Genomic DNA, 23,013 nt, shown 5'->3' with positions numbered 1-23,013 from the left:
TGCGTGCGTGGCGGGTGACTACCGGCTGGCCGGGTCCCCGTGGCACTTCTTGAACTTCTTGCCCGAGCCGCACGGGCACGGAGCGTTGCGCGGGACGTCGCCGAACTCATCGTCGGTCGTCTCGCTGTGCCGCTCCACCGTGCCGTCCTCGGCGGGCGCCGAGTACTGGAGGTGGCTGGGCCGGCCGGCGCCGAACCCGGGCACCACGACATCGGGCCGGTGCTCCGCCGCCTCGACCGGCTCGGCCTCGGCGGGTTCGGCGACCTCCTCGGGCTCCTGGACCGCCTCCTCCGGCTCCACGGTGGCGGCCGCGGCCGGGGCGGCCTCCGTCGGCACCGCGGTGGCGGTGGCCGCCGCGCTGGCCGCGGTGAGCGCGCCCGCCTCGGCGGCCGGGCGGCCCTTGACCTGGACCTCGACGTTGAACAGGAAGCCGACCGACTCCTCCTTGATGCCTTCGAGCATCTCCTGGAACATGTCGTAGCCCTCCCGCTGGTACTCGATCAGCGGGTTGCGCTGCGCCATGGCACGCAGGCCGATGCCCTCCTGGAGGTAGTCCATCTCGTACAGGTGCTCACGCCACTTGCGGTCCATGACCTGGAGGATGACGCGGCGCTCGACCTCGCGCATGGTGTCGGCGCCGAGCTCCTCCTCCCGGCGCTCGTAGGCCGCCTGCGCGTCCTCGCTCACCCGCTGGTTGATGATGTCCGGGGTGAGCGTGCCCAGCTCGCCGCCGTTCTCCTCGATGAGGTCGTCGGAGCTGAAGCTGATCGGGTAGACCTGCTTGAACGCCTTCCACAGCCGGTCGAGGTCCCAGTCCTCCGGGTCGCCCTCGGCGGTGGCCACCCGCACGTACCCCTCAAGCACGTCGTCGATCATCGACTGGACCTGCTCCTTGAGGTCCGCGCCCTCCAGCACCTTGCGGCGCTCGGCGTAGACGACCTTGCGCTGCCGGTTGAGGACCTCGTCGTACTTGAGGACGTTCTTGCGGATCTCGAAGTTCTGCTGCTCGACCTGCCCCTGGGCGGACTGAATGGCCTTGCTGACCACGCCCGACTCGATGGGCTGGTCGTCCGGAATGTTCAGCCGGTCCATGATGATCTCGACCCGGGCGCTGTTGAACAGCCGCATCAGGTCGTCCTGCAGGGACAGGTAGAACCGGGACTGCCCCGGGTCGCCCTGCCGGCCGGAACGGCCGCGGAGCTGGTTGTCGATGCGCCGCGACTCGTGCCGCTCGGTCCCGAGCACGTAGAGCCCGCCGGCCTCGACGACCTGGTCGTGCTCGTTCTCGACCTCCTTGCGGGCCTTCTCCAGCGCCTCGGGCCAGGCCTTCTCGTACTCCTCGGGCGTCTCCAGCGGGGAGAGGCCGCGCGCCTGCAGCTCCTCGTCGGCGATGAAGTCCGGGTTGCCACCGAGCATGATGTCGGTACCGCGGCCGGCCATGTTGGTGGCCACGGTGACGGCCTTCAGCTTGCCGGCGCGGGCCACGATGGCGGCCTCACGGGCGTGGTTCTTCGCGTTGAGCACCTGGTGCGCCACGCCGCGCCGCTTGAGCAGCTTGGACAGCAGCTCGGACTTCTCGACGCTGGTGGTGCCGACCAGCACCGGCTGGCCCTTTTCGTAGCACTCGGCGATGTCGTCCACGACCGCCGCGAACTTGGCGTCCTCCGACTTGTACACCACGTCGCGCTCGTCGGAGCGGATCATCGGCTTGTTGGTCGGGATCGGCACGACGCCGATGTCGTACGTCTGGTTGAACTCGGCCGCCTCGGTGGAGGCGGTACCGGTCATGCCGGCCAGCTTCTCGTACAGCCGGAAGTAGTTCTGCAGGGTGACCTTGGCGAGCGTCTGGTTCTCGTCCTTGATCCGCACCTTCTCTTTGGCCTCGATGGCCTGGTGCATCCCCTCGTTGTACCGGCGGCCGCGCAGCACCCGCCCGGTGAACTCGTCCACGATGAGCACTTCGCCGTCCTTGACGATGTACTCCTTGTCGCGGCGGTACAGCTCCTTGGCCTTCAGCGAGTTGTTGAGGAAGCTGATCAGCGGGGTGTTGACGGACTCGTACAGGTTCTCGATGCCCAGCCAGTCCTCGACCTTCTCCACGCCCGACTCGGTGATGCCGACGGTGCGCTTCTTCTCGTCGACCTCGTAGTCGACGTCACGCCGCAGCCGCGGGGCGATCTTGGCGAACTCCGCGTACCAGCGGGAGTTCTGCTCGGCCGGGCCGCTGATGATCAGCGGGGTCCGCGCCTCGTCGATGAGGATGGAGTCCACCTCGTCCACGATCGCGAAGTAGTGCTCGCGCTGGACGCAGTCGTCGATCGACAGCGCCATGTTGTCGCGCAGGTAGTCGAAGCCGAACTCGTTGTTCGTTCCGTAGGTGATGTCGGCCTGGTACGCGCGGCGGCGGTCGGCCTGGCTCATCTCGGGCACGATCACGCCGACTTCGAGGCCGAGGAACTGGTAGATACGGCCCATGTTCTCGGCGTCGCGGCGGGCCAGGTAGTCGTTGGTCGTGACGACGTGCACGCCACGCCCGGCCAGCGCGTTCAGGTACACCGCGAGCGTGGAGGTCAGGGTCTTGCCCTCACCGGTCTTCATCTCGGCGATGTTGCCCAGGTGCAGCGCCGCACCGCCCATCAGCTGGACGTCGAAGTGCCGCTGGCCCAGCGTGCGCTTGGCCGCCTCCCGCACCGTGGCGAAGGCCTCGGGCAGCAGGTCGTCCAGCGACTCGCCGTCCTCATGGCGTTGCCGGTACTCGTCGGTCAGTTCGCGCAGCTCAGCGTCACTCAGATCGACGTAGTCATCCTCGATCGAGTTGATCTGGTCCTTCAGCTTCTTCAGTTTGCGCAGGATCTTGCCCTCGCCCGCGCGGAGGACCTTGTCGAGTATGCCTGGCACTTCCTATCCGCTCCTCGCAGATCGTTGCCCGCGTCCGGAGGCGGGACGGTCCATTACCCCCAGCGTTCCATCGTAGGCGAGCCTATTGCCTCAGCGGGCATACGTGTATATCGCGCGGCGCCCGGGGCGTCGCGGCCGGGTGTTTAGCGCGTTTGGCGTGGGTTATCCCCTCGGGAAGAAGCGGTGAACGGCGAACCCCGTCGGCCCGGAGGGCGGCGATCATGGCGCACAGCAGACACGGAACGCGCTACGTCCGCGGATATGTCACCGAGGGAGGAATGTGGGCGCCGACCACCAGCCACCGCGGCAGGGTCGGCTCGTGGATCGCGGTGGCGCTGATCATCACGGGGTTCACGCTCGCCGCCGTGTCGCTGCCGCTCGGACCCGACTGGTGGCTGATGGGCGCCGGTCTGATCGCCATGGCGCTGGGCGGCCTGGTGTGCCTGGCGGCCGACATCTTCACCGACGTGGTGCTCGATGACCCCCGCTACGACGAGGAGGAGATGCACTCGACGCCGCTGCACAAGATCAAGGAGCGGCAGCGGGAACTCTCCGGCGACGCGTGACCGACTCCGTGCCTCTGGTCGCGCTCCCCACCTCGCTCCCCTCCACCGCCGGCGCGATCGAGCCTTCGGCCATTGACACCGACGGCTCCGGACGCTCGGCGGCTCGCCGCAGGTGTTTCCGGTCGCGCTCCCCACCTCGCTCCCCTCCACCGCCGGCGCGATCGAGCCTTCGGCCATTGACACCGACGGCTCCGGACGCTCGGCGGCTCGCCGCTCCGGATGTCAGTCGACGTCCAGGATCTTCTCCCGCACGGCGTAGACCACGGCCTCCATGCGCGAGTGCAGCTGGAGCTTCTCCAGGATGTTGCGCACGTGGTTCTTCACGGTGTTCTCCGAGATGTACAGCTTCTGGCCGATGTCGCGGTTGTTCAGTCCGCGCGCGACCAGCCGGAGCACCTCCATCTCGCGCTCGGTCAGCCGCGGCGCCGGGACCTGCTGGGACCGGCCCTTGTCCTTGCGGGCGAGCGTGGCGAACTCCCCGATGAGCTTGGTGGCCATGGACGGGTTGATGAAGGACTGCCCGCCGGAGACCGCGCGCACGGCCTCGGGAAGCTCGTCCACCGCGATCTCCTTGAGCAGGTAGCCGGTGGCGCCGGCCTTGATGGCCTCGAAGAGGTCCTCCTCTTCGTCGCTGATGGTGAGCATGACGATCTTGGCGCTGGGCACGGCGTCCTTGATGCCGGTGCAGGCGTCGATCCCGCTGGTGCGCGGCATCCGCACGTCCATCAGCACCACGTCGGGCCGCAGATCACCGGCCTGGCGGATGGCCTGCTCCCCGTCGCCCGCCTCGCCCACGACGTCGATGTCGGCCTCCTCCGCGAGCACGGACACCAGCCCGCGCCGGAAGAACGCGTGATCGTCCACGACGAGGACCCGGATGGGCTCGCAACGGGTGGGGGGAGTCCCGCTCACGACCTGTGTCCCTTCCTCCCCCGCGGCGCCTGCGGCGCGCGGGATCGCGGGTGGCCGCGACGCACACGCGACCGACGCCGCTTCACCGGTTTTCGCTGGTTTTCCCGGAATTCGAGCGAAACGAGAATTCGCCCGGCGGGTGCCGTACCACATCGCGCGGCCCGCGACTCTCCGGAGAAAGGCCGGAGATCGCGGGCCGGACGCCCGGATCAGCTGGCTGTCAGCCTATTCCATGAGGCGCAGAACCCCGTAGTTGAAGCCCTTGCGGCGGTAGACGACGCTGGGGGCGTCGCGCTCCTCGTCCCGGAACAGGTAGAAATCGTGGCCGACGAGTTCCATTTCCATCAGCGCCTGGTCGATGGTCATGGGTTTGGCGTAGTGGAACTTCTCTCGGACGATGACCGGCGCCGCCCCCTGGGTGTCGAGTTCGACGACGTTCTCGTCGGGTGTGCCGGCGGCGGCCCGGGCCGGCCGGTTGGGTGTGGGCGCCGGAGTGGGCGCCTGTTCCGCCCCGGGTCGGGGCGCGGGTTCGGTCTGGACCGCGACGGGGGCCGGCGACTGCAGCGCTCCGGCCAGATCGGCGGTCGCGGCGGCGACCGAGACGGGGGCGCGGTTACTGCCCTTGTGCACCTTCTGGCGGTCCGCGACCTTGCGCAGCCGCGCCTCGATGCGGCTGATGGCCATGTCGAGCGCGGTGTAGCGGTCGTGGGCGGACGCCTCGCCCCGGATCACGGGGCCGCTGGAGTGGATCGTGAGTTCAACCCGTTCGCGGCTGTCCGCGAGTTTCGGGTTGCGTTCCTTGGACACCTCCACATCGACGCTCATGCCTTTGTTCTCCCACTTGGCGAGCTTCGCCAGCTTGGCATCGACCTGCTGCCGGAAGCGCTCGCTGACATTGGTGCGTCGACCCTTGACGATGATGTCCACGTGACCCCCTTCGTCGCCTGACTGCCGCGCTGCGGCGGCAACCCTGCTCGGTGCTGTGTGGTCGCCCTCGCGCCCGCGCGGAGGGCGTCGTGTGCCGTCCTCCTCTCCGCCGTCGCCGTCCGACGGACGGCAGTCAGTACCTGGTGGTCGTGCTCCGGATGCCCTGCGGCTCCGGGCGGTCGCCGGTACATGCTCTGGGAGCGGTAGGTATACCCATGGAGTCCGCGTCCTCACCCGTGAATCCGGGGCCACCGCCCGCCGCCGGCCGCGGGGAGCTCGCATGGTGGCCGGGCCGCGCGCCCGCCGTGCGCCACGCCGGCCGGCGGGCGCGGCGCGCACGGGCCGGGGAACGCCGGGGGCCGGTGCCCCGGGCATGCGGGAAGAGATATGCCACCCGTCCGGCCGACCTGGTCTTCGTCCCCACATCCGCCTGCTGAGGAGCTCGCGGCGCTTGAGCGCCACTACTGTCCTTCTCCCGGTTCCGGAGGACATCGGGACCTCCGGCGAGGCAGGGCTTACCTCTAAGCCGCACCGTGATCGGTCGACGAAAAGTCGCCTTACGTGGGCCGTTTCGCCTGCGGCTGGCATCGGCTTGCCGGACGGACGCCGCCCTTCGGACGGCGTCGTGTCCGACGCAACCACGGACCCGGACGGGTGCCATGTCTGGAACGCTAGCCCGAGATCCCCCAGATGTCAGGTGCCAATTTCACCTTCGGCTGCCGACGGCACCCCCACATCACCCGCAAACCGTCCCAGAAGCCGCAAACCACACAGGAAGGTAAAGGCTTCTTGACGATCTCCGCCTACGGCCCGTCCCACGGACTCGATCCGGCCGGGCCGGATCAGTCGCGCTCGGCGAGCAGCACCGCTCCGGCGGGCGGCGCACCGCTGCGGCGCAGCGCGCGGGCGGCCTCGGCGAGAGTGGCGCCCGTGGTGAGCACGTCGTCCACGACGACCACCCGCCGCCCGGCCAGCAGCGGGGCGGCCCGGGGACGGACCGCGAGCGCCCCGGCGAGGTTGGCCCGCCGGGCGGCGGCATCGAGACCGGCTTGGTCGGCCACCGGCCGAACGTGCCGCAGCGCCCGCACCGCGACCGGCACCGGCGGCCCGCTCGCGGCCAGCTCGGCGGCGAGCACCGCCGTGAGGAGCCGCAACGGATCCGCGCCACGACGGCGCACCGAAGCGCGGCTCGCGGGGACCGGGACGAAAACGGTGCCGGGCCCGGCGTGCCCGGCCGCGACGGCGACACCGGCCAGCCGGCGGCCGAGGAACCCGGCCAGGGCCCGCCGGCCGTGCTCCTTGTAGGCGATCAGCACCGCCCGATCGCGCCCGGAGTGCGGCCCGGCGGCCCAGGCCGGTGGGCAGCCCGGACGCGGCCGGCATGGGCGGGGCCGGCGGTCCATCAGATCGGCACAGCGCGAGCACACGGGCCCGCCGGGGCGAGCGCAGCCTGCGCAGGGTTCCCCGAGTGCCAGGTCGAACAGGCCGGTGACTCCGGTGCGGGCGGCGAGCCGATGCCACGCCGGGGGCACGCTGGCGAGACGTTCGAGGACGGCGGGCGGGAGGGCGGCAAGGCGGAATCGTCGCATGTCCCCAGGCTCGGCGTCCGGGCGGCCCGGCCGCCAGCGCGATCTCCGGGCTGTGGAAAACTCCGCGCCCGCTTCCCGGAGTCCCGGACGCGATCTGCCGCTCAGCCCGGATAGACCGGGTTCGTCCCGTCCGTCACCCGCTGCCACATCAGCCGGTCATTGGTGAGCCACACGTTGTCGTTCTCGACCCCCGAGAGCAGCGGTGCCCCCGGAGCCGCGGCGATGGTGCGCATGTCGGCGCCCGGGGTGGCCCCGGCGCTGGTGGACTCGGTACTCCCGTCCAGCGGTACCAGGTACGCCTGCATCGCGCCGCGGTCCTTCTGTCCCAGGACGGCGAGCTGGTCGGCTCCCCGCCATGTGATGTCGGCCACCTGGTTCAGGTCCGAGGCCAGCGGGATGAACTCCTGCACCGCCACGCCGTCGTCGCCGTGCACGACGCGCCCCACCCACACCTGGGTGTCGTCGCCGTCGCGGGTGAGCACCGCCACCCGGGTGCCGTCGCGGGAGGCGCGCAGCTGCACGACCTCGCGGTCCGCCAGCTCCGGCGCGCTCACCTCGACGGGGTCGGCGCCGTCCGGCGCGAGCCAGACACGGGTGCCGCCCCGGGGCGGTGTGCTCGGCTGAGGGGAGGGGGAGGCGTTGCCGCGCTCGGTGTCGTCGGCGGTCGATCCGGCTTCGGGCTCGTCCTCCCGCTCCCGGGTGGTGTCCTCGACCACCCACAGGTTGCCGTAACCGTCCCAGGAGACCCCGGTGTAGTCGCCGTCGTGCAGCACGGTGCGGTAGTCGCTGTTCTCGACCAGGTCCGCGGCCTGGACGGTGTCCCCCGTGACCCCGGCGACCCGGTCCTCGTCGAGCGACACCGCGTACAGCTCCAGTGGGGAGTCGCCGCGCCCGGCCGCGCCCAGGGCGCGTGCCTCCTGCTGCTCACCGTCCAGGGACCACAGCTGGCCGTCCCGGATGAAGTAGCCGCGGACGTCGTCGGTCACGCCCGCCGGGTTCACCGAGTTCCACGCGGCGAGGCCGGTCTGCACGTTCTCGTCCTCCTCGCCCGGCAGCTCGACCTCCTCCCCGTTGACCCGCAGCACCAGCTCCTGCACCTCGGGCAGCTGTTTGAGCGTCCACACCAGCTGTGCGCCCATCCCGAACTCGGCGTCCGTCACGGACCCGGAGCCGGTGGTCAGCTCGACGGTGACCCGGCCGGAGTCGAAGGCCGCCGCCACGGAGGTACCCGCCGGGAAGGACGAGCGCACGGCGGGACGCAGCCAGTCCGTCGGGCCGCTCACCAGCATCTTCACCAGCTGGGTGGGCAGCTGGCTGGTGTTGGCCGGCAGGAACACCGGGTCGGGCACCAGCGTGCTCATGTCACGGTTGAAGTAGTACAGGTTGAGGGGGCGGAACACCCGGTCCACGTCCCGGCGGCTCAGCACGAGGTCGCTCGGAAGGTCGGAGATGCGCCACTCGCCGTTGACCCGGGCCAGTTCGAAGGTGATGTCGATCACTTCTCCGGCGCCGGCCGGCACGTACTGCCCGCTGGGCTCGATGGTGGCCACCTGCGGGGTGCGCATGTGCACGGTGGCGCGCTGCCCGCTCTCGTCGGGGGTGACGTCCAGGCCGACCGAGTCGAGTTCGCCGTAGACCAGCACGGTGCCGTCCGGCGACCACGCGGACTGTTCCGCGGAGGTCATGTACAACCGGGCGGCACGGTGGTTCTCCTCGAAGCTGCCCATGTCCTTGAGGAAGCCGCGGATCAGCCCGATCTCGCCCACGCCGGGCTGCGGGCCGGCGGGGAGCAGCCGGACGTAGGTGCCGTCCTGCTCGGCGGCGTTCTCGCCGCCCGCGTTCTGCACCACCGGCCCGCCGGTCGGCACGGTCGCGCAGCCGGACAGCGCGGCGAGCAGGCAGGTGGAGGCCGCGGCGCCCAAGGCGGCGAGCCGGCGGGTGCGGATGACGGAGATCACGGGGGTCATGCCTCCTCCCCGAGGGCGGGCGACCAGCCGGCGGCACGTTCGACGCCGGTGGCGGCAGGAGCCGGATAGGCGGGGCGGACCCGGCCGATGGCCATCTCCGGCGGCGCCAGCGGCAGCGGGGAACCGCGCAGTTCGGCGCCGGCCTTGCGCGGCAGCGAGAGCCGGAACTGGGCCCCCTTGCCGGGCATGCCCCACGCCTGCAGCCAGCCGCCGTGCAGGAGGGCGTCCTCACGGGCGATGGACAGGCCGAGGCCGGTGCCGCCGGTGGTGCGGGCCCGCGCCGGGTCGGCGCGCCAGAAGCGGTCGAAGCACAGGTGCTCCTCCCCCTCCTTGAGCCCGACCCCGAAGTCGCGCACGGCGACCGCCACGGCGTCGCGGTCGCCGGCGGCGGTCACGATGACGTCCTTGCCCTCGCTGTGCTCGATGGCGTTGACGACGAGGTTGCGCAGGATGCGGTTGATGCGCCGCACGTCGTACTCGGCGACGCACGGCTCGGCCGGCAGCCGCAGGACGACCTTGATGCCGCGCCGCTCCGCGATCTGCTCGGCGTCGCCCACCGCCCGCATGACGGCATCGCGGATGTCCACCGACTCCACCGCGAGCGTGGCGGCGCCCGCGTCGTGCCGGCTGATCTCCAGCAGGTCGCCCAGCAGTTCCTCGAAGCGCTCCAGCTGGCTCTGGAGCAGTTCGACCGAGCGGCGCATGGTCGGGTCGAGGTCGTCGCGGTCGTCGTACAGCAGGTCCCCGGCCATGCGGATGGTGGTCAGGGGGGTGCGCAGTTCGTGGGAGACGTCGGAGACGAACTGGCGCTGCACCTTGGACAGCTCCTCCAGTTCGCGGATCTTCTCCTGCAGGCTGCCCGCCATGTCGTTGAAGGACATGGCCAGCCGCGCGAGATCGTCCTCACCCCGTACCCGCATGCGTTCCGAGAGATCCCCCGAGGAGAGCCGCTCGGCGGAGCTCGCGGCCTGGCGGACCGGGATCACCACCTGCCGGGTGACGACGTAGGCGATGGCGGCCAGCAGGAGAATGAGCGCCGTGGCGACCAGGAAGAGCGTCTGCTGCACCAGGTCGAGCATCTCCTGCTCGTGGTCGAGCGGGAACAGGTAGTACAGCTCGAACGCGCTGGAGAGCTGGGCGCCGACGGCCAGGCCCGGCTCGCGGGTGTGGCCGCGGACGATCTCGGTGTAGCGGTAGTACTGGCGTTCCAGCTCCGTGGAGTTCTGCACCTGCTCACGGAGCTGAACGGGCACGCTGGTCTCGGAGACGTCACCGCTGGCCCGGCCGGTCATGCCGCCCACCGTGGGCAGGATGATCACCTCGTACAGCCCGGTGGATCCGCTGCGCGCCCCGAGGTCGTCGGTGATCTGGTCGAGCTGCCGGTCGCGGTCGGACTGGTCGCTGTCCTGCATGACGTTGAGCGCGTAGGTGAGGCCGGCGTGGTGGTCGCTCAGCGCCGCGCTCTCCTTGGCGTCCAGCAGGCCGGTGCGGACCTGCTGCATGAGGAAGAACCCGAGCACCGCCGTGACCAGCGCCGAGAGCACCAGCGTGGTGGTCACCACCTGCAACTGCAGGGACCTGCGCCACCGGGTGTGCACGCCTCGCACCAGCGCCCGGGCGGCACGCTGCGCGACGAGGTAGCCGCGCAGCAGCAGACCGCCGGCCTGCTGCCAGCGCGTCAGCGCGACGGCCTCGCCCTCCGGCCGCTGCCCGGGCGGGTCCAGTCCGGCGCGGTTCCCGCTCATCTACCCCGTCTCCGGCCGGATCAGGCCGTGCCGGCCTTGTAGCCGACACCGCGGACGGTGACGACCACCTCGGGGTGTTCCGGATCCTTCTCGATCTTGGCGCGCAGCCGCTGGACGTGCACGTTGACCAGCCGGGTGTCGGCGGCGTGCCGGTACCCCCACACCTGTTCGAGCAGCACCTCGCGGGTGAAGACCTGGCGCGGCTTGCGGGCGAGCGCCACCAGCAGGTCGAACTCCAGGGGGGTGAGGCTGATGGGCTGGCCGTCACGGCGCACGGAGTGGCCGGCGACGTCGATGGTGATGTCCCCGATCTGCAGTACCTCGGGGGCCGGTTCCTCGGTGCGGCGCAGCCGCACGCGGACGCGGGCCACCAGTTCCTTGGGCTTGAACGGCTTGACGACGTAGTCGTCGGCGCCGGACTCCAGCCCCAGAACGACGTCGACCGTGTCCGTCTTGGCGGTGAGCATGACGATCGGCACGCCGGATTCGGCCCGGATCTGCCGGCAGACGTCGATTCCATCCGCCCCCGGAAGCATGAGGTCCAGCAGCACCAGGTCGGGTTTGGTCTCGCGGAATGCCTCCAGGGCCTTGTCCCCGTCGTGGACGAAGGAGGGCTCGAAGCCCTCTCCTCTGAGGACGATGCCCAACATCTCGGCGAGAGCGAGGTCGTCGTCGACGACCAGAACGCGTCCCTTCATCGGTTACCCGGCGCTCGTGACGCCCCGTGGAGGGGCGGCGACGCGAACGCCTACTCCTTTCTGGACACTCAAGCGGCACTTCTTCGAACCCTGCTGCCGGGATCCCCGCACAGAAGCGGCCATCCGCCACCCAACCTTGCCATCATTCAGTCGGCACCGCGGGTGGTTGGCCGGATGGCCACGGGCGCGGTGGTCACTCCCCGTACACGCCGAGAGCAGTCCCCCGGCCGATCCCCCGAACACCTTGCCGCCTGACCCATTGCCTCGTCCAGAGTGGAGTCGCACCCTGGCCGTGGGCGACACGGTGGCCAGATAACGAAAGCATACAAAAAGAGTGAACAGTATTGGCTGGCCGATAAGCGACAAATAACCGCAACGTCGGGGTTCGTCCCGCAGTAGGTTGAGGTCGCATAACGTGGGTGACGCCACGCCCGGAAGAGACCCCGACGGGGCAGCAGCGGAAGCGGAGGGACCGATGACCCAGGACGGCGGCCCGCTCTGGCGAGCCCCTGGGAGCCGACCGGACGCGCCGTCGGGACGGCCGGAGCAGCGGCCGGCCGCCCCGGAAGGCGAGCCGCACGAAGCACCGCACCCCGATCCGGGCACGCGGCAGCCCGGCTCCTGGGCCGCCCCGGGCGGCCCCACGCCGCCCTGGGAGGCGCCCACCGGAGGCGGAGCGCCGTACGGAGCGGGGCAGCCGCCGCACGGCGGCCCGCCCGGGCACGGCGGCTGGGGTCCACCGGGTGGCGATCCGCCCGGGCACGGCGGGCCTGAGTGGCCCGCCGCCGGCCCGCCGCTCCCCCCGCGGCCCGGCGTCGTCGCGCTGCGCCCGCTCACGCTCGGCGACATCTTCAACGGGGCGTTCAGCTACATCCGGCACAACCCCAGGGCGTCGCTGGGGCTCGCCGTCATCGTGATGGCCGTGGCCAGCCTGCTGCCGGCGCTCGGCTACGGGTCGCTCACCAACGACCTGCTCACCTTCGAGGAACAGCTCAGCGACCAGACCGCGGTGGCGCCGGAGGAGCTGTTCCCGTTCTCGACCTTCAGCACCGTGAGCATGCTCGGCGGCTCGCTGATCAGCTTCGCCGCCGGCACCATCCTCTCCGGCCTGCTGGCGGGCGTGGTGGGACTCGCGGTACTCGGCCGTCGGGTGACGCTGGGCGAGGCCGTTCGGGCGGTGCGCGGCCGGATCGGCGCCGTGTTCGGGCTCGGCGCCATCACGGTGCTGCTGTCGCTGTTGTGGTTCGTCCTGCTGATGGCCGTGCTGACCGGAGGGCTGCTGCTGACCGCCGTGGAACCGGTGTCCGGCGTGCTGGTGCTCGTCGTCGGCCTGGTCCTCGCCACGGTGCTCGCCGCCTGGGTGTACATCAAGCTGGCCCTGGCGATGCCGGCCGTGGTGCTGGAGCGGGTCGGCCCGTTTCACGCCATCGGGCGGTCCTGGACGCTCGTGCGGCGCAGCTGGTGGCGGGTATTCGGCATTCTGCTGCTCGCGCAGATCATCGCCGGAGTGGTCGCCAACCTGCTCGTGACGCCGTTCTCCCTGGTGAGCGCGGTGACGCCGTTCATCGGCGCCGACGCCCCTTGGGTGCCGGTCGCCAACGCCGCGAGCGTCTACCTCGGTTCGGTGATCTCCGGCGCGGTGACCAGCCCGTTCGCCGCCGGTGTCACCACCCTGCTCTACGTCGACATGCGCATGCGCCGTGAGGGCCTGGACCTGCGGCTACGCGGCGCCGCCGCGTCGGGGCGGCAGGTCGACGTCGACGTCTACCGCACCACCGCGGCCCCGGCACCGCCGGGCTACCCGCCTGCCGCGGGCCAGTGGCCCGGCCCGCCCGGCGACGGTCCCGCTCCCGGCGGCCCGGGAGGCCCCGCTTGACGGCTGTGCCCGCCCTCGCGCCGGGCGCCGAGATCAGCCGGGAGGAGGCCGCCCGGCTGGCCCGGGAGGAACTGGCCGACCCGGTCTACGGGCAGTCCGAGCCGACCGTCGTCGAGCGGATCTATGCCTGGGTCGTGGACCGGGTGTCCGAGCTGCTGGACAGCCTGGGCGGCGCGCTGCCCGGCGGCTGGTGGGTCCTCGGCCCGCTGCTCGCCGTGCTCGTGCTGCTGCTCGCCGGCCTGGTCTGGTACACCCGGCCCGCCCGGCGCTCCCGGCGGCGCGGTGCGGTGGTCGACGCCGGTGTCCCGCAATCCGCCGCCGACCACCGGGCGCTCGCCGAACGGCACGCGGCGGCCGGTGGGTACGCCGATGCCATCCGCGAACGCCTGCGCGCCGTCTCCCGCGACCTGGAGGACCGCGCCGTCATCGTGCCGCGCGCCGGCCGCACGGCGACCGAACTGGCCGCCGAGACCGCCGCCGCGCTCCCCGGCCACCGCGCGGCGCTGGACGCCGCGGCCCGGGTGTTCAACGACGTCTGGTACGGCGACCGCGCCGCCACCGCCGAGGGTTACGCCGTCCTGTGCGACCTCGACGAGCGGCTGCGCGCCGGCACCCCCCACCGGCGCACGGAGCGGACCGGATGAGCCCCACGCCTGCCCCGACCGGCACTTCCGCCCCGGCGCCCGGCGCCTCCGGCGCCCTCCCCGTATCGCGGTCCCCCGGCGATCTCTGGCGCCGCGCGCGCGGCCCGCTGGCGTTCGTCGCACTGCTGCTCGTGGTCGCGGTGGTGCTCTCGCTGGGCAGCCGGCAACTGCCCACCGGCGACCTCGACCCCGAGGCGCCGGGCCCCGACGGCTCGCGCGCCGTGGTGCAGGTGCTGCGCGACCGCAGGACCGAGGTCACCGTGGCCCGCGACCTCGACACCGCGCTGGCCGCCGCCGGGCCGGACTCCCTGCTGGTCCTCGTCCAGTCGCACCGGCTGCTGCCCGAGGAGGTGGACCGGCTGGCCGGCGCCCCTGGCGACCGGCTGCTGGTCCAGCCCACCACCCAGGTGCTCTCCGCGCTCGCACCCGGGGTGCGGATGTCCGGCCGGGTCGACGCCGGCCCGCTGCGGCCCGGCTGCCCGCTGCCGGCCGCGGTCGCCGCCGGCAGCGCCGACACCGGGGGCGAGGTCTACACCGCCCCGGCCGGCGATGGCCGCGGCGGCACGGCCTGCTACCCCGCCGACTCCGGGCACGCGCTGGTGCAGGTGCCCGACGGCTCGGCCACCGTCACCGTCCTGGGCACCGGGGAGCCGCTGCGCAACGGGCGGCTGTCCCGGCTCGGCAACGCCGCGCTCACCCTGAACCTGGTCGCCGACCGCGACGTGGTGTGGTTCGACCCCGACACCCCCCAGCCGCCCGGTGAGGCATCGCTGTGGGAGGTGCTGCCCCGCGCGGTGTACCTGGCCGCCGGGCAGCTCGCCGTGGCCGTGCTGCTGCTGGCCCTGTGGCGCGGCCGTCGGCTCGGCCCGCTCGTGGCCGAGCGGATCCCCAGCGTGGTGCGCGCCGCCGAGACCACCGAGGGGCGCGCCGGGCTCTACGCCGAGCGCCGGGCCCGCGACCGGGCCGCCGCCGCGCTGCGCGACGGCTTCCTCGGCCGCAACCGCCCGCTGCTGGGGCTCGGCCCGGACGCCGACGCCGATACCGTGGTCCAGGCGGTGGCCGCCCGCACGGCCGCGGACCCTCAGCGGGTGCGCGCCCTGCTGTACGGTCCGGGCGGCACGGACGTCCCCGATCCGTTCGACGCCGACGACGCCGGCCTGGTGCGGCTCGCCGACGAACTCGACCGGCTGGAAGGCGAACTCCGGTGAGCCGGACCCGCCACTCCCCGGGACGGCCCGCACCCCGCCACGACCGTCGAATCGGGCGGAACGCCGGGCCCGGCTCCGTACCCGACTCCACCGACCCCAGAGAAAGGTGACTCCCGCCGTGACCGCCTTCACCACGTACGGACAGCCGCCCGACGGACCGTCCGCCGACGAGGCGCGCGCGGCGCTGACCGCGCTGCGCGACGAGGTCGCCAAGGCCGTGGTCGGTCAGGAGGAGACGGTCACCGGCCTGGTCGTCGCCCTGCTGTGCCGGGGCCACGTGCTGCTGGAGGGCGTCCCCGGCGTGGCCAAGACCCTCCTGATCCGGACCGTGGCGGCCGCCCTGAGTCTGGACCACAAGCGCGTCCAGTTCACGCCGGACCTCATGCCGGGCGACGTCACAGGTTCGCTGGTGTACGACGCGCGTACCGCGAAGTTCGAGTTCCACGACGGGCCGGTGTTCACCAACCTGTTCCTGGCCGACGAGATCAACCGCACCCCGCCCAAGACGCAGGCGGCGCTGCTGGAGGCCATGGAGGAACGGCAGGTGACGGTGGAGGGCCGGCCACGGGAGCTGCCGGATCCGTTCGTCGTGGCCGCGACCCAGAACCCGGTGGAGTACGAGGGCACCTACCCGCTGCCCGAGGCGCAGCTCGACCGGTTCCTGCTGAAGCTCGTCGTGCCGCTGCCGCAGCGCGAGCACGAGGTGGACATGCTGACCCGGCACGCCGACGGCTTCGACCCGAGCGACCTCGCCGCGGCCGGCGTGCGCGCGGTGGCGGGTCCGGCCGAACTCCGGGCGGCCCGCGCGGCGGTGCAGGCGGTGCGGGTCGCGCCCGAGGTGCTCGGCTACATCGTGGACCTGTGCCGGGCCACCCGCCGGTCGCCGTCCCTGCAGCTCGGCGCGTCGCCGCGCGGCGCCACCGCGCTGCTGCGCACCAGCCGGGCGTGGGCGTGGCTCTCGGGACGGGACTACGTGGCGCCCGATGACGTCAAGGCGCTCGCCAAGGCCACGCTGCGGCACCGCATCGCCATGCGCCCCGAGGCCGAGCTGGAGGGCGCCACCACGGACGGCCTGCTGGACGGCGTGCTGGCGTCGGTGCAGGTGCCGCGCTGACCCACGCGGCCACGCGGCACGGGTGACGCCGGACGAGACCAGCGAATCAGGGAGACGGGAACAGGCGATGGCGGTCACGGGACGGGCGGTCCTCCTGGCGTTCGCCGGGGTACCGGTGGTGCTCATCGCCGGGAACGCCGGTGACTGGGTGCTCTGGGGGTACGCCGGGCTGGTGGTCGCGGCGGTGCTGCTCGACCTGCTGCTGGCTCCCAGCGCCCGTCGGCTGGAGTTCGAGCGCGACGGCGACACCGCGATCCGGCTCGGCGAGTCCGCGACCGTCGGCCTGCTGGTGGCCAACCCGGGCCGCCGCCCGATGCGCGCCCGCGTCCGTGACGCCTGGCCGCCGAGCGCCGGGGCGGCACCGCGGGTGCGGCGGGTCGCGATCCCGGCCGGGGAACGGCGCCGGATCAGCACCGTTCTCACCCCGACGCGCCGCGGCGACCAGTACGCGGCCGGGGTGACCGTGCGCTCCTTCGGCCCTCTCGGGCTGGCCGCGCGCCAGTGCACGCACCGGGTGCCGTGGGCCGTGCGGGCGCTGCCGCCGTTCGCCAGCCGCCGGCACCTGCCGGGCAAGCTGTCCCGGCTGCGGGAGCTGGACGGCCAGCACGTCGCCTTGGTGCGCGGGCAGGGCAGCGAGTTCGATTCACTGCGCGAGTACGTGCCGGGCGACGACGTCCGGTCCATCGACTGGCGGGCGACCGCGCGCCGCGACGCGGTCGTGGTCCGCACGTGGCGGCCGGAGCGCGACCGCCGCATCCTGCTGGTCCTGGACACCGGGCGGACGTCGGCCGGCCGGGTGGGCGATACGCCACGGCTGGACCACTCGATGGACGCCGCGCTGCTGCTGGCCGCGCTGGCGGCGAAGGCCGGCGACCGGGTGGAGCTGCTGGCCTACGACCGCCGGGTGCGCGCCCGGGTCCGCGGCCACGGCCGGGCGAGCGCGCTGCCCGCGATCGTCCAGGCGATGGCGCCGCTGGAGTCCGAGCTCGTCGAGTCCGACCCGGCCGGGCTGGTCGCCACCGTGCTCGGCGGACGCGACCGCGGCCGCCGGCTGGTGGTCCTGTTCACCGATCTGGACGCCGCCGCCCTGGAATCCGGCCTGCTCCCCCGGCTGCCCGCCCTGACCAGCCGGCACATGGTGCTGGTGGCGGCGGTGAGCGATCCGCGCGTCCACGAGATGGCGGCGGGCCGTGGCGACACCCGCGCGGTCTACCAGGCCGCGGCGGCCGAACGCACCCTGGCCGCCCGCCGCCGGGTCACGGCGGAGTTGCGCCGCCACGGCGTGGAGGTGGTGGACGCCCCGCCGGAGACGATCGCACCGGCGCTGGCGGACGCCTACATCGCGCTGAAGGCGCAGGGGCGGTTGTGAGGGGAGCTTCGAACGCGAAGGGGCTCCGGCGGCCGCAGAGGTTACACTACTGATATGAGTCCAGAGCACAACTACCGGGAACTTCACGAACTGGTAGATAAGCTTACGCCATCCGGCATACGGCGCCTACGTTCCCTCATCGCATCCGACCAAGAACTGTCTCACTTCCTGAGTGAGGGCGAGCAGCCGCGCCGGAATATGCCTTTTATCGGCAGGTTCTCGTCAGGAGAGCCGGACATTTCCATCAGGCACGACGAGGTCGTTCGTCGACAGCTACGCTTTTCAGAGTGATCGTAACTCTGCTGGACACCGGCGTCCTGTGGGCCGCTCTCGATAATTCGGACAAGTACCATGCCGTCTGCGCCGAACTCCTGACCACCATGCCAGGCCAGATACTGCTGCCTTCACCGGTCGTCACCGAGACGGCGCTCTGCCTTGAGAACAAACTGGGCCCAAAGGCCGAGTCCGATCTTTTGGATTTCCTCGTACAGAGCGACATAGAGATCGTGGAATTGGACAGGCACGACCTCGTGTGCGCGTCCAGTATCATCCGGCAGTACGCATCACTGCGAATCGGCTTCGTCGACGCCTCCGTCATAGCTGTCGCACAGCGGCTGGATATCACCAGAATCGCGACGCTGGACAGGCGCCATTTCACCACGGTCCGGCCGAACCATACGGACGCGTTCACGCTGGTTCCCGAAGAGTTGTGATCGCAGAGCGCGGTGGTCAGCCGACCATCGGCACGGACTCCGGCCGCTCCGCGATGTCCCCCGTCTCCCCCTCGCGCGCCGCACGGCGGCCCAGGGTGAAGACATAGGTCAGGAAGAGCGCCTCGGCGACCACGCCGATGCCGATCCGCAGCCACGTGGTGTGCACCCACCCGGTGACGAAGCCCTCGATGAGGCCGGAGACGAAGAGCACGACCACCAGCCCGAGCGCCACCGCCACGGCCGCACGCGCCTCCTCGCCCAGGGCGCGCAGCCGGGGACGGGGGCCGGGGTCGATGATCGTCCAGCCGAGTTTGATGCCGACGCCCGCGGCCACGAACACCGCGGTCAGCTCCAGCAGGCCGTGCGGAATGATCAGGCCGAGGAACACGTCGCCCTTGCCGTTGGCGAACATCATGCCGCCGGCCACGCCGAGGTTGGCGCCGTTCAGCGCCAGCACATAGACGGTGGGCACGCAGAGGAACACGCCGAAGATGAGGGCCTGCGCGGCGGCCCAGGCGTTGTTGGTCCACACCCGGGCGGCGAACGACGCCCCCGGGTACTCGACGTAGTAGTTGGCGAAGTCGTGCTCGACGTAGGCGCGAATCTCCTCGGGGGTGCCCAGGGCGTCGTAGGCGGCCGGGTCCGTGGCGATCCACACGGTGAGCGCCGCCGAGAACGCCACGGTGCCGAGCGATGCCACGATCCACCACCACCGCAGCCGGTACACCACGGCCGGGAACGTGCGGGTGAAGAACCGGGTGACGTCCTGCCAGGCCGGGGTGTGCGCCCCGGTGACCGCCGAGCGCGCCCGGGCGACCAGGCCGGACAGCCAGCCGGTGAGAGTGGGGTCCTGCCCGGAGGAGCGCACCACCGACAGGTGGGTGGACACCCGCTGGTACAACTCCACCAGCTCGTCGATCTCGGGGCCGGTCAGCCGGCGGCGCCGGCGGACCAGCCGCTCCAGGCGGTCCCAGTCGGGGCGGTGCGCGGCTGCGAAGACGTCGAGATCCACGCCCCCGACTCTACTGACGCCGGGACACCCGGTTCGCCTGGCCGTCCGGGCGCTGCCAGACTGGGAGGTGACAGCCGGACCGTGGGACGGGAGAGGCGGCATTGGCACATCCCAGCGGCGGTTACTACCAGCAGACCGATCTGGTGACCGGGGACGCGGTCGTCCTGGACCTGCGGCCGGCCGGTTTCGCCACGCGCATGGTCGCGCTGTTCCTCGACGTCCTCGCCCAGGCGCTGGTCCTGGTGGGTCTCTCGCTGCTCCTCGACCAGGTCAGCGGCCTGCTGGACAGCGCCACCTGGGCGGCGCTGCAGATCCTGCTGGTGGTGCTCGTCATCGTCGGCTACCCGGTGGCCGTCGAGACGCTGACGCGCGGCCGCTCGCTCGGCAAGCTCGCGCTGGGCCTGCGGGTGGTAGGGACGGACGGGTCGCCCGAACGCTTCCGCCAGGCCCTGACACGCGCCCTCTGCGGATTCGTGGAGCTCTGGCTGACCAGCGGCGTGGTGGCGCTCATCGTCGCGCTGGTCAACCGCGACGGCCGCCGGGTCGGCGACTTCCTGGCCGGGACCCTCGTGGTCCAGGAGCGCGCCCGCCGCGCCGACACCGCCCCGATCCCGATGCCGCCGCACCTGACGGGCTGGGCGAGCACCGCGGAACTGTCGCGGCTGGATCCGGAGACGGCGCAGATGGCGCGCCAGTACGTGCAGCGTTACCACGAACTGACCGAGGAGGCGCGCCGCACGATGGGCGCCGAGGTGGCCAACGCGGTGGCCCGGACGGTGAGCCCGCCTCCGCCGCCGGGGGCCGCGCCGTACGAGTACCTCGCCGCGGTCCTGGCGGAGCGCCGCCGCCGCGAGGAGGAACGGCTGGCACGGCAGCGGGGGTGAGGAGGCATCTCCCCATCTGGTCTGCACACAAAAAAATCGATCAATTACGCTACGTTACCGGCATGCCCCTCAAAGCAGGTGAGATCATCAAGTGGATCGAAGCGGATGGCTGGTACCTGGATCGCATGCGTGGCAGTCATCGGCAGTTCGTCCACCCCTACAAGCCCTAAGCACGCCACGACCCCAGGTAGTCGACCTGCTCCGGGGTCAGCTCGTCGATGCGCACCCCCAGCGCGGACAGCTCCAGACGGGCGACCTCGGTGTCGATCTCGGCCGGAACGTCGAGCACGCCGGGTGACAGCTCGGCGTGGTGGGCGGCCAGCCACTCCACAGTGAGGGCCTGCACCGCGAACGACATGTCCATCACCGCCGCCGGGTGGCCCTCGGCGGCGCCCAGGTTGACGAGGCGGCCCTCGGCGAGCAGGACGATCCGGCGGCCGTCGGCGAGCACGTACTCATCGGCCTGCGGGCGCACCTCGCGGCGGATCTCGACCGCGAGGGCCTCCAGGGCCGGCAGGTCGATCTCGATGTCGAAGTGGCCGGAGTTGGCCAGGATCACGCCGTCCTTGAGCTCGGCCATGTGCTCGGCGCGCAGCACGTCGCGGTTGCCGGTGACGGTGACGATCACGTCGCCGATCCGCGCCGCCTCGGCCATCGGCAGCACGGTGTACCCCTGCATCACCGCGTCCAGCGCCTTGACCGGGTCGACCTCGGTGACGACCACCCGCGCCCCCATGCCACGGGCGCGCTCGGCCAGGCCGCGGCCGCAGTAGCCGAACCCGGCGACCACCATCGTGCGCCCGGCGAGCAGGGCGTTGGTGGCGCGCATGATGCCGTCGAGGGTGGACTGCCCGGTGCCGAACCGGTTGTCGAACATCCGCTTGGTCGCGGTGTCGTTCACCGCCACCATCGGCAGCCGCAGCGCGCTCTCGGCGCTCATCCGGTGCAGCCGGATCACGCCGGTAGTGGTCTGCTCACAGCCGCCCACGGTCTCGGCGATCAGGTCGGGGCGGCGCAGGTGGGCGGTGTTGACCAGGTCGCAGCCGTCGTCCAGCAGCAGGTGCGGGCGGTGTTCCAGCACGGTGACCAGGTTGCGGTCGTAGGTGGCGACGTCCATGCCGGCGCGGGCGTGCACCATGACGCCGTACTCGGCCACGAGCGCCGCGGCGGTGTCGTCCTGGGTCGAGAGCGGGTTGGAGGCGGCGAGCGCCACCTCGGCCCCGCCGGCGCGCAGCGCGCGCAGCAGGTTGGCGGTCTCGGCCGTGACGTGCATGCACGCCGCGATGCGCAGCCCCGCCAGCGGGCGCTCGCGGTCGAACCGCTCGCGGATGCTGCGCAGCGCCGGCATCGTGTGCTCGGCCCATTCCACGCGGCGGACCCCGGCCTGCGCGAGGCCGAGGTCCGCGACGTCATGCGAAGGGAGTGCCATGCGGCCGGCGTCCGCCCGTCAGTACCGGTACTGGTCGGACTTGTACGGCCCGGCGACGTCCACGCCGATGTAGGCGGCCTGCTCCTTGGTGAGCGTGGTGAGCTTGACGCCGAGGGCGTCGAGGTGCAGCCGGGCGACCTTCTCGTCCAGGATCTTGGGGAGAACGTAGACGCCGGTCGGGTACTCGGCGGGCTTGGTGAACAGCTCGATCTGCGCGATCACCTGGTTGGTGAAGCTGTTCGACATGACGAAGCTGGGGTGGCCGGTGGCGTTGCCCAGGTTGAGCAGCCGGCCCTCGGACAGCACGATGATCGAGTGGCCGTCCTCGAACCGCCACTCGTGGACCTGCGGCTTGATCTCGATCTTCTGGATCCCCGGCACCTTGGCGAGCCCGGCCATGTCGATCTCGTTGTCGAAGTGGCCGACGTTGCCGACGATGGCCTGGTGCTTCATCCGGGTCATGTGGTCGGCGGTGATGATGTTGAAGTTGCCGGTGGTGGTGATGAAGATGTCGGCGGTCTCGACGACGTCCTCAAGGACGGTCACCTGGTAGCCGTCCATGGCGGCCTGCAGCGCGTTGATGGGGTCGATCTCGGTGACGACCACTCGGGCGCCCTGACCGCGCAGCGCCTCGGCCGCGCCCTTGCCGACGTCGCCGTAGCCGCAGACGACCGCGACCTTGCCGCCGATGAGGACGTCGGTGCCGCGCATGATGCCGTCGGGCAGCGAGTGCCGGATGCCGTACTTGTTGTCGAACTTGCTCTTGGTGACCGAGTCGTTGACGTTGATGGCCGGGAAGAGCAGCTTGCCGTCGCGCTGCATCTCGTACAGCCGGTGCACGCCGGTGGTGGTCTCCTCGGTGACGCCCTTGATGCGCGCCGCGATGTTGGTCCACTTCTGCGGGTCGGCGGCCAGGCTCGCGCCCAGCAGCCGCAGCACGACCGCGAACTCCTCGCTGTCGGCGCTCTCAGGGGCGGGGACGGCGCCGGCCTTCTCGTACTCCGCGCCCTTGTGGACGAGCAGCGTGGCGTCGCCGCCGTCGTCGAGGATCATGTTGGGGCCGTCACCGCCGGGCCAGGTGAGCGCCTGCTCGGTGCACCACCAGTACTCCTCCAGGGTCTCGCCCTTCCAGGCGAACACCGGCACGCCCTTGGGGTCGTCGGGGGTGCCGTCCGGGCCGACCACCACGGCGGCGGCGGCGTGGTCCTGGGTGGAGAAGATGTTGCAGCTCACCCAGCGCACCTCGGCGCCGAGCGCCACGAGCGTCTCGATGAGGACGGCGGTCTGCACGGTCATGTGCAGCGAGCCCATGATCTTGGCGCCCCGGAGCGGCTGGGAGGGGCCGTACTCGGCGCGGGTGGCCATGAGTCCGGGCATCTCGTGTTCGGCGAGCCGGATCTCCTTACGGCCGAACTCGGCCAGGGACAGGTCGGCGACCTTGAAGTCGAATGCCATGCGTCTG

19 protein-coding genes are annotated in these 23,013 nt (G+C 71.8%); 9 read left to right on the top strand and 10 right to left on the bottom strand.

Features of this window, described 5'->3' with window-relative positions; all coding sequences use genetic code 11:
• Nucleotides 1-18: 18 nt before the first annotated feature.
• On the bottom strand, nt 19-2,898 hold the full coding sequence (gene secA / locus ACFQRF_RS07315) for a preprotein translocase subunit SecA (RefSeq protein WP_379869920.1): 2,880 nt from the start codon (nt 2,896-2,898) through the stop codon (nt 19-21).
• 221 nt (nt 2,899-3,119) lie between these two features.
• On the opposite strand from secA, the gene ACFQRF_RS07310 reads away from it, so the two are divergent.
• On the top strand, nt 3,120-3,464 hold the full coding sequence (locus tag ACFQRF_RS07310; RefSeq protein WP_379869919.1) for a hypothetical protein: 345 nt from the start codon (nt 3,120-3,122) through the stop codon (nt 3,462-3,464).
• Between the two features lie 222 nt (nt 3,465-3,686).
• Here the strand turns inward: ACFQRF_RS07310 and ACFQRF_RS07305 are convergent, their stop codons facing one another.
• The 6 genes from ACFQRF_RS07305 to mtrA all read right to left on the bottom strand — a co-directional run bounded on the left by ACFQRF_RS07305 (nt 3,687) and on the right by mtrA (nt 11,302).
• Entirely contained in the window at nt 3,687-4,376 is a 690-nt protein-coding gene (locus ACFQRF_RS07305) for a response regulator (protein ID WP_379869917.1), read from the bottom strand.
• Between the two features lie 225 nt (nt 4,377-4,601).
• Nucleotides 4,602-5,303: a ribosome hibernation-promoting factor, HPF/YfiA family gene (gene hpf, locus ACFQRF_RS07300; RefSeq protein WP_379869916.1), complete on the bottom strand. Its 702-nt coding sequence runs from the start codon at nt 5,301-5,303 to the stop codon at nt 4,602-4,604.
• Between the two features lie 842 nt (nt 5,304-6,145).
• The gene (locus ACFQRF_RS07295; RefSeq protein ID WP_379869915.1) at nt 6,146-6,619 is read right to left on the bottom strand and encodes a ComF family protein; all 474 of its coding nucleotides are present in this window, start codon (nt 6,617-6,619) and stop codon (nt 6,146-6,148) included.
• A 374-nt stretch (nt 6,620-6,993) separates the two neighbouring features.
• Nucleotides 6,994-8,859, bottom strand: coding sequence for an LpqB family beta-propeller domain-containing protein (locus ACFQRF_RS07290; RefSeq protein WP_379869914.1), 1,866 nt, complete (start codon nt 8,857-8,859; stop codon nt 6,994-6,996).
• Nucleotides 8,856-10,604 (bottom strand): MtrAB system histidine kinase MtrB, encoded by a 1,749-nt coding sequence (gene mtrB, locus ACFQRF_RS07285; protein ID WP_379869913.1) that lies wholly within the window; start codon nt 10,602-10,604, stop codon nt 8,856-8,858. Before mtrB ends, ACFQRF_RS07290 begins: the two co-directional genes overlap by 4 nt.
• 20 nt (nt 10,605-10,624) lie before the next feature.
• Nucleotides 10,625-11,302: an MtrAB system response regulator MtrA gene (gene mtrA / locus ACFQRF_RS07280; protein WP_114398240.1), complete on the bottom strand. Its 678-nt coding sequence runs from the start codon at nt 11,300-11,302 to the stop codon at nt 10,625-10,627.
• Between the two features lie 475 nt (nt 11,303-11,777).
• Here mtrA and ACFQRF_RS07275 point away from each other — a divergent pair, with 475 nt between their 5' ends.
• The 6 genes from ACFQRF_RS07275 to ACFQRF_RS07250 all read left to right on the top strand — a co-directional run bounded on the left by ACFQRF_RS07275 (nt 11,778) and on the right by ACFQRF_RS07250 (nt 18,226).
• Nucleotides 11,778-13,178, top strand: a complete 1,401-nt coding sequence (locus tag ACFQRF_RS07275; RefSeq protein WP_379869911.1) for a DUF7847 domain-containing protein — start codon at nt 11,778-11,780, stop codon at nt 13,176-13,178.
• Nucleotides 13,175-13,822 (top strand): DUF4129 domain-containing protein, encoded by a 648-nt coding sequence (locus ACFQRF_RS07270; RefSeq protein ID WP_379869909.1) that lies wholly within the window; start codon nt 13,175-13,177, stop codon nt 13,820-13,822. Before ACFQRF_RS07275 ends, ACFQRF_RS07270 begins: the two co-directional genes overlap by 4 nt.
• A complete protein-coding gene (locus ACFQRF_RS07265) occupies nt 13,819-15,030 on the top strand; it encodes a DUF4350 domain-containing protein (RefSeq protein ID WP_379869907.1) in 1,212 nt (403 codons plus the stop codon). Before ACFQRF_RS07270 ends, ACFQRF_RS07265 begins: the two co-directional genes overlap by 4 nt.
• A gap of 118 nt (nt 15,031-15,148) precedes the next feature.
• Complete coding sequence (locus ACFQRF_RS07260; protein WP_379869905.1) at nt 15,149-16,144, top strand: AAA family ATPase; 996 nt, start codon at nt 15,149-15,151, stop codon at nt 16,142-16,144.
• A gap of 67 nt (nt 16,145-16,211) precedes the next feature.
• Entirely contained in the window at nt 16,212-17,513 is a 1,302-nt protein-coding gene (locus tag ACFQRF_RS07255) for a DUF58 domain-containing protein (RefSeq protein WP_379869904.1), read from the top strand.
• A gap of 287 nt (nt 17,514-17,800) precedes the next feature.
• Nucleotides 17,801-18,226, top strand: a complete 426-nt coding sequence (locus ACFQRF_RS07250) for a type II toxin-antitoxin system VapC family toxin (RefSeq protein WP_379869902.1) — start codon at nt 17,801-17,803, stop codon at nt 18,224-18,226.
• 16 nt (nt 18,227-18,242) lie between these two features.
• Here ACFQRF_RS07250 and ACFQRF_RS07245 read toward each other — a convergent pair whose 3' ends face one another.
• Nucleotides 18,243-19,238 carry a stage II sporulation protein M gene (locus ACFQRF_RS07245; RefSeq protein ID WP_379869900.1) on the bottom strand — a complete coding sequence of 332 codons (996 nt, stop codon included), beginning with the start codon at nt 19,236-19,238 and terminating at the stop codon, nt 18,243-18,245.
• Nucleotides 19,239-19,339: 101 nt separating this feature from the next.
• Between ACFQRF_RS07245 and ACFQRF_RS07240 the strand changes: the two genes are divergently transcribed.
• Nucleotides 19,340-20,122 (top strand): RDD family protein, encoded by a 783-nt coding sequence (locus ACFQRF_RS07240; protein ID WP_379869899.1) that lies wholly within the window; start codon nt 19,340-19,342, stop codon nt 20,120-20,122.
• Between the two features lie 62 nt (nt 20,123-20,184).
• Complete coding sequence (locus tag ACFQRF_RS07235) at nt 20,185-20,292, top strand: type II toxin-antitoxin system HicA family toxin (protein ID WP_379869897.1); 108 nt, start codon at nt 20,185-20,187, stop codon at nt 20,290-20,292.
• On the opposite strand, the gene ahcY (ACFQRF_RS07230) is transcribed toward ACFQRF_RS07235, so the two are convergent.
• Nucleotides 20,289-21,551 carry an adenosylhomocysteinase gene (gene ahcY / locus ACFQRF_RS07230; protein ID WP_379869896.1) on the bottom strand — a complete coding sequence of 421 codons (1,263 nt, stop codon included), beginning with the start codon at nt 21,549-21,551 and terminating at the stop codon, nt 20,289-20,291. The two genes, ACFQRF_RS07235 and ahcY (ACFQRF_RS07230), sit on opposite strands and share 4 nt — an antisense overlap.
• Before the next feature lie 18 nt (nt 21,552-21,569).
• A complete protein-coding gene (ahcY, locus tag ACFQRF_RS07225; RefSeq protein ID WP_379869894.1) occupies nt 21,570-23,006 on the bottom strand; it encodes an adenosylhomocysteinase in 1,437 nt (478 codons plus the stop codon).
• Nucleotides 23,007-23,013: the final 7 nt, after the last annotated feature.

Origin of the sequence: Marinactinospora rubrisoli, assembly GCF_042664915.1 — a bacterium.
Lineage (GTDB): Bacteria > Actinomycetota > Actinomycetes > Streptosporangiales > Streptosporangiaceae > Marinitenerispora > Marinitenerispora rubrisoli.
Note: the sequence above shows the minus strand (reverse complement) of the source record. Positions and strands in the feature narration are given on the sequence as shown.